The 6,714-nt window shown below is 54.1% G+C and carries 6 protein-coding genes and 1 pseudogene; all 7 read right to left on the bottom strand.

Annotation, left to right across the window (positions count from 1 at the left end):
• Positions 1-195: pseudogene (locus ACPLUI_RS09200) on the bottom strand (HD domain-containing protein); the annotation flags it as partial.
• A gap of 39 nt (positions 196-234) precedes the next feature.
• On the bottom strand, positions 235-702 hold the full coding sequence (locus ACPLUI_RS09195) for a DUF134 domain-containing protein (protein ID WP_424659967.1): 468 nt from the start codon (positions 700-702) through the stop codon (positions 235-237).
• A 253-nt stretch (positions 703-955) separates the two neighbouring features.
• Positions 956-2,716: a formate--tetrahydrofolate ligase gene (locus ACPLUI_RS09190; protein ID WP_424659966.1), complete on the bottom strand. Its 1,761-nt coding sequence runs from the start codon at positions 2,714-2,716 to the stop codon at positions 956-958.
• A 155-nt stretch (positions 2,717-2,871) separates the two neighbouring features.
• Positions 2,872-3,276, bottom strand: coding sequence for a thioesterase family protein (locus tag ACPLUI_RS09185; RefSeq protein WP_424659965.1), 405 nt, complete (start codon positions 3,274-3,276; stop codon positions 2,872-2,874).
• Between the two features lie 128 nt (positions 3,277-3,404).
• The gene (gene ndk, locus ACPLUI_RS09180; protein ID WP_424659964.1) at positions 3,405-3,854 is read right to left on the bottom strand and encodes a nucleoside-diphosphate kinase; all 450 of its coding nucleotides are present in this window, start codon (positions 3,852-3,854) and stop codon (positions 3,405-3,407) included.
• Between the two features lie 458 nt (positions 3,855-4,312).
• The gene (gene ftsH / locus ACPLUI_RS09175) at positions 4,313-6,142 is read right to left on the bottom strand and encodes an ATP-dependent zinc metalloprotease FtsH (RefSeq protein ID WP_424659963.1); all 1,830 of its coding nucleotides are present in this window, start codon (positions 6,140-6,142) and stop codon (positions 4,313-4,315) included.
• Positions 6,143-6,281: 139 nt separating this feature from the next.
• The coding region (tilS, locus tag ACPLUI_RS09170) for a tRNA lysidine(34) synthetase TilS (RefSeq protein WP_424659962.1) at positions 6,282-6,714 on the bottom strand (433 nt) is incomplete at its 5' end.

The following is a 6,714-nucleotide window of genomic DNA, read 5'->3' as shown; positions in this document are numbered from 1 at the left end:
GTGATTTTGACGGGTAAAATCAGAAAGCTGATCGCCTTCCACCATTAAAATATAGCTTATACGGGCCACATCCAGCATGTGCTGGAAATCGTGACGGCAAAAGGGCCTGTCCACTTCCCGGACCGCATTCTGCTCAAGGCAGTACCGGTAAAAGCTATCACCAATAATCCGCCCCACCCGCTGCACCGCACCCACCCCGTTTTTGCGGGCAATATTTTTTATTCCAGGCTACAACTACTCCTGTCCGTGATGTCTCTGCCAGCGTTGACACCCGAAGGGATTCCCCTCCTGGTCAATCCGGTAAAAGCTGGTACTACCGCAATTGGGACAAACCATTTCGGCACCCCGGGGGCCCTGTCCGCAGGGCAACTCCCACTCGTGTCCGCAGCCATCACAGTGAAAACGGCGCATGACAAGCTGGAAATTACCGCCCTCAACCCGGATTGCCTTGCCGTTGACCAGCGCTTCCGCCACCTTAGCACGGGCTGCGCTTAAAATGCGGTGATAGGTGGGACGTGAAACGCCCATCCTTTCAGCGCAAGCCTCCTGTTCCAAACCCAACAGGTCTTTTAAGCGTATGGCTTCCAGTTCCTCAACCGTCAGGCCTACCTCCTCCAGGTCCCGCAGGGGTACCCCCGCCGGCTTGAAAAAGGTAAGCCGTGGCAAGAATTCAACCCGCCGGCATTTTGGCGGTCTGGGCATATACAACACTCCCAACTTAACAACATTTTAACGTACCATACTACATAATTAAACCCTGTACCATCCCTGCCAGGTAATGTGATCAGGTGAGTTTTTTCACCATACCATTATAATTACAGGCTGAACAAATGTCAATTTAATAACCAGGTAGCTCGCATTTTACCACTACCGGTTTTGAACAAGAGAGCACCCCGGTTCGGCCGGGGTGCTCTCTTCAAACACCCTGTATTTCAACTATTTCAACTGGCAATGTTTAGAACAGACCGATAACCTTTCCGGTATTCACGTCCACGTCGATTCTCCGGAAAGCGGGGTCGGAACTGGTTCCTGGCATCAGGCTGATGGTACCGGTCATCGGGCAGAGGAACTTGGCACCGGCAAAGATCAAGACGTCTCTCACCGGCAGCACCCAACCCTTGGGTACGCCTTTGGCATCCGGATTATGGCTCAAGCTCAAGTGCGTCTTCACCATCATCGTGGCGAAGTCGCGGTATGCGGGGTTCTCTTCGATCGCCTTTGCCTTGGCCTCGGCTTCCGGTGTCCAGACTACGCCATCGGCCCCGTAAACTTCCCTGGCTATAATTTCGACGCGCTGGCGCAGTGGCATTTCCAGCGGGTAGAGGAACTTGAAGTCAACGGGGTCATTGCAGGCATCGATGACTGCATCGGCGAGTTCCAGCGCGCCTTCGCCGCCCTTGAGCCAGTGCTCGGAGACCGCGCAGCGGGCGCCAGCCTGCTCGACGAGACGGCGTACCAGCTTGATTTCCTCCGGTGTGTCGGTATAGAAGGAGTTGATGCAGACCACCGGGTTGATACCAGCCTTCTTGACAATGCCGATGTGATGAATCAGGTTTTCGATACCTTTCTCGAGCAACGGCAGGTTTTCTTTGGTGTACTCTTCGGGGAGCGGACGTCCCGGCACGACCTTCGGCCCGCCGCCATGCATCTTCAGAGCACGAATGGTTGCCACTATTACAGAAACATTGGGCACCAGACCGCTCATGCGGCACTTGACGTTCCAGAACTTCTCGAAACCGATGTCGGCAGCGAAGCCGCTCTCGGTAACATGGTAGTCAAACATCTTGAGGCCGATCCGGTCGGCAATAATCGAAGACTGGCCGATGGCGATGTTGGCGAAGGGACCGGCATGGACCAGCACCGGCTGGTATTCCACGGTCGAGATGAGGGTGGGGTTGATGGTATTGCGCATGAAAGCGGTCATGGCACCGGCCACTTCCAGGTCACTGGTGGTAACCGGGTTGCCCTTCATATCGTAAGCCACGATGATCTTGCCTATGCGCTCGCGCAGGTCTTTCAGGTCGTTAGCCACCGCCAGGATGGCCATAAGCTCAGAACTGACGGCAATCTGGAACTTGGACTGCATCATGTAGCCGTCCATCCGGCCACCGATACCGATGATGATGTTGCGCAGCGCCTGGGCACAGAAGTCGATGGTCCAGCCCATTTCCACCCTGGTGGGGTCGATATTCAGGCGGCGCAGGTTCCTCTTGGCCAGTTCGGCATCGTCGTAGTTCCGCTCGTGTTGCATGCGGGCGGTAAGGGCTACCATGGCCAGGTTGTGGGCGTTCATGATGTCGTTGAGGTCCCCCGTCAGGCCCAGGGAGAATTCGGTCATGGGAATAGCCAGGGCGTTACCCCCGCCGGCAGCCGTTCCCTTAATGTTAAAAGTAGGGCCACCCGACGGCTGGCGGATAGCACAGCCCACATTTTTGCCCCGCTTACCCAGGCCTTCAACCAGGCCGATTGTGGTGGTCGTCTTACCCTCTCCCAGGGGAGTGGGGGTGATGGCTGTCACATTGATATATTTACCGTTGGGCCTGTCTTTCAGACGCTCGATGATCTTCATGAAATCGAGCTTGCAAATTCTCCCGTAGGGAATGATCTCGTCTTTTTCCAGGCCGAGCCTTTCCCGCCATTCACCGGGAGTAGGCATGTTCTTTTCCGCTTCCTCGGCAATTTGCCAGTCTGCCATCTTAGTGGCATCGTAAGGCATTTCTTGTCCTCCCCTTTCATACCAGAACTTTTTCAAATTAATTTAATCTCTCTCGTCGTAACTCTACTATTCCTTCTCCTCCCCCCTCACCTATTAAAACGTTCGAGTTATCAATTTACGAAATCCCGGATTAGGCCGGGATCTCCACTCTCCAATCAAGAACCGGTTTTAAGTTTTGCGGAAGTCCGGGCAAGAAAACGCTCCTGATTTACAATAAAACGCTCATGGATACCGCGGCCGATCAACTCCCGTTCGTCGTGAGCTTCCACCCGGAAGACCAGCCGTTTGCCATCAATCTCCACCAGCTCCGAACGGGCAACAACCTCCATACCAATGGGCGTAGCGGCCAGATGTTCCACATCCACCCGGATGCCCACGGTAATCTGTCCGGGTTCCAGGAGTGGGTCTACCGACGACAGGGCCGCACTTTCCATGAGGCCGATCATCGCGGGGGTGGCAAAAACCTTTGCCCCGCCGCTGCCGTAAGCCAGGGCGGTATTTTCCTCCGTCACCCGGGCCACAGCCTGGCCGCGCAAACCAATTTTCAGTTCTCCAGGCATCCCCTTTCACCCCTTGTAATTAGTTTCTAGTTCGCCACTTTATCAGAGAATTCCTGCTTAAAAAAATCTTTTTATATGTTCACTAAAATTAGTCCTTGAAAAAAAAGAGTGGCCCCTTGACGCCACTCTTACTCATAAATCCAGCGGTCCACATCCCGCTGGTAATCCACCAGCTCTTCCGGGGAAAAGAAAAGACTGATTTCCCGCCCAGCACTGGCAGGAGAATCGGAACCATGGACCACATTGCGTCCAATATCCATACCGTAAGTGGCCCGGATGGTCCCCGGTGCCGCCTTCAATGGATTGGTAGCCCCCATCATTGCCCGCACCGTGGCCACCGCGTCTTTTCCTTCCAGCACCATGGCCACCACCGGCCCCGACGTAATGTAATTCACCAGGGATTCAAAAAAGGGCTTGTCCTTATGTTCTGCATAGTGTTTCTCCGCCAGCTCCCGCGAGATGCGCATCATTTTCAGACCGACAATCTTAAGCCCTTTCTTTTCAAAACAAGCAATAACATTGCCCACCAGATTCCGCTGAACCCCGTCGGGTTTGATCATCACGTAAGTCCGTTCCATAAGACAACTCCTCCCGTATGTATTTACCGGAGCAGTGAAACGTAAATATTCAGTGAACCCCGGTTGGATGCGGCGCTGTCCTCGCTTACTCCAGTGCTCCGCGCCGACAGCACCGCGGCTTGCTTCGGGCCGGCTCTGGCTCTCTGCGGATTGCCCGCCACTAATTCATTCTTCGTTGTTACCTGTTGAAATAATATGTCTTAAAAAAGTCTTCTTCCGGGTAGTTCATCATGCGTCCTCGAGAGCCGAGCCGCCCAGCACTCACTGAATAAGCCATACTGCGAAGGCCAAATTTTCTACTGCCTTTGCATTTGCCTTGGAATATGAACATCTTTGCCGGTGAGTGCTGGGTTCGCCGGGTGCTGTTACCGGCGCTTCGCAAGTCGTTCGCTCCGGACAGAGCCGCATCCTTGTCATAACGGCTTTCCTGAATATTTACGTAAAACAGCCCCCGGTGCTTAATCTCTGGCACTGTGTTCCTCTTCCCCGGCCTGTTTCATCAGGGCGGCAAATTCATCCGCCTCCAGGGTTTCTTTCTCAAAGAGTGTTTTGGCCACCAGGTGCAACGTATTCATGTGCTTTTCCAGGAGCTCTTCAGCCCGGTTGTAACAGCTTTCGATCATCCGCCGCACTTCCTTGTCGATGGCGGCGGCTACTTCCTCACCGTAGTTCCGGTCCCGGGCCAGGTCACGCCCCAAAAATACAGTTTCCTGCTTGCGTCCCAGGGTCATGGGGCCGATTTCTTCACTCATGCCGTACTCCATAACCATGCGCCGGACAATTTCGGTAGCCCGCTCCAGGTCGTTCTGGGCACCCGTGCTTATTTCTTTCAACACCAGAGCTTCAGCGACCCGCCCGGCCAGAAGCATGGTCACCTGATCCAGAAGCATGGAGCGTGTCATGTAGTAGCGGTCTTCCTTCGGTAATAGCAGGGTGTACCCCCCGGCCCTGCCCCGGGGAATGATGGATACCTTGTGCACGGGATCCGTGTTGGGCAGGAGATAACCCACCACTGCATGGCCGGCTTCATGATAGGACACCAGTTTCTTTTCCTGTTCACTGATGACCTTGGACTTCTTCTCAGGGCCGGCAATCACGCGTTCGATGGAGTCCTCCAGTTCTTTCATGGTAATCTGGCTTTTATTGTTGCGAGCGGCCAGAAGGGCAGCTTCGTTCACCAGGTTTGCAAGGTCTGCACCGGTAAAGCCGGGAGTGCGCCTGGCCAGCACATCCAGGTCCACGTCCGGGGCCAGCGGTTTGCCCCGTACGTGCACCTTGAGAATCTCCCTGCGCCCCGCCACGTCGGGAATATCCACCACCACCTGCCGGTCAAAGCGGCCCGGCCTCAACAGGGCGGGGTCCAGGATGTCCGGACGGTTGGTGGCAGCAATGATAATGATGCCTTCGTTGGGACTGAAACCATCCATCTCCACCAGAAGCTGGTTCAGGGTCTGTTCGCGCTCGTCGTGACCGCCACCCAGGCCTGCACCCCGCTGCCGGCCTACGGCATCAATTTCGTCAATGAAAACGATACACGGAGCATTCTTCTTGGCCTGGTCAAAAAGGTCCCGCACCCGGGAAGCACCTACGCCTACAAACATCTCTACAAAATCCGAACCGCTGATGCTAAAAAAGGGCACCCCGGCTTCCCCGGCTACTGCCCTGGCCAGAAGCGTCTTGCCCGTCCCGGGCGGCCCGTAAAGGAGAACCCCCTTGGGGATACGGGCTCCCAGTTCGGCAAATTTTTTGGGGTTTTTCAGAAACTCCACAATCTCCTGCAGTTCTTCCTTGACCTCATCGGCACCAGCCACATCTGCAAAGGTTACCCGTTTTTTATCGTCGGTATGCAGGCGCGCCCGGCTTTTACCGAAAGACATCACCCTGTTGCCCCCGCCCTGGGTCTGCTGCATCATGAAGAAGAAGAGCAGTACAAAGATTAAAATGGGCAACAGGCTGGTCAATATATTGGCCCACCAGCCCGGCGATGGGGGCTCTTGAATTTTCACCTCGACGCCCTTTTCAAGCAAAAAAGAAGTTATCTGGGCATCATTTTTTAATCCGGTAACCTGAAATTTGGTACCGTCTTTTGTTGTCCCGGTGATCAGGTTGGTATGTTCCCGGGACTGAATGGTCACTTCCTGAACCTGGCCCTGGTTTACTGCCTGGCAAAACCTGTTGTAAGTCCAGTCCTCTACCCCGGTCACAGGTGGCTGCGTATACTTGATCAACATTATAATAACGAGCACGATCAAAAGGTAGATGCTCAAATTTTTCAGGACCCTGCTCAACAAAGCCACTCCTCTCAAGAAAACCAATCAATTCAACCATAAATATAATTTTAACATATTCATTATCCCGTTTCAATTTACTCGGCGCAACCAGGGTTATCCCTTTATAAAAACCCGTCTTATGTCTTATGACATTTTATCAGCACCCGAATTCAGTGTCCGCTTGCCCTTCCCCTTCCACGATTTTTAAATAAAGGCACCTTTTTGTTTCAGGGGTAATTTTCCATGGTTCGCCGGGACGCACCCCTCCCACCCAAACAATTTCGTGCCCGGACTCAACCAGAGGCAGGCGATCCCGCTCTTCCCGGGGAATTCCCTGCTCAATGAGAAACTTTTTCAATTTCGTATGGGTTGTCATACCCAGGGGTTGAAACCGGTCCCCCTCCCGTCGCCGGCGGACGGTAAGCGGACCGGGGAGGGCATTATAATCCAAAAGGGCCTCGCGGGCTGAAAGAGACCGGGGATCAGGAGCTTCGCCAGGGGGAATGAGCCGGGCCCGGATGGAAGAATCAATCTCTGGAATATAGGTTATGCCCGGTACCACCAGAGGATAACAGTAATAAGGTACATCA

Origin of the sequence: Desulfofundulus sp. (assembly GCF_049701015.1) — a bacterium.
Classification (GTDB): Bacteria; Bacillota; Desulfotomaculia; order Desulfotomaculales; family Desulfovirgulaceae; genus Desulfofundulus.
This window is presented reverse-complemented; position numbering and strand designations above follow the sequence as displayed.

Coding starts and splice junctions, on each gene's coding strand:
- ndk (WP_424659964.1), bottom strand. CDS start 3,854: ATGGAACGGACTTACGTGATGATCAAACCCGACGGGGTTCAGCGGAAT.
- ACPLUI_RS09185 (WP_424659965.1), bottom strand. CDS start 3,276: ATGCCTGGAGAACTGAAAATTGGTTTGCGCGGCCAGGCTGTGGCCCGG.
- ACPLUI_RS09190 (WP_424659966.1), bottom strand. CDS start 2,716: ATGCCTTACGATGCCACTAAGATGGCAGACTGGCAAATTGCCGAGGAA.
- ACPLUI_RS09195 (WP_424659967.1), bottom strand. CDS start 702: ATGCCCAGACCGCCAAAATGCCGGCGGGTTGAATTCTTGCCACGGCTT.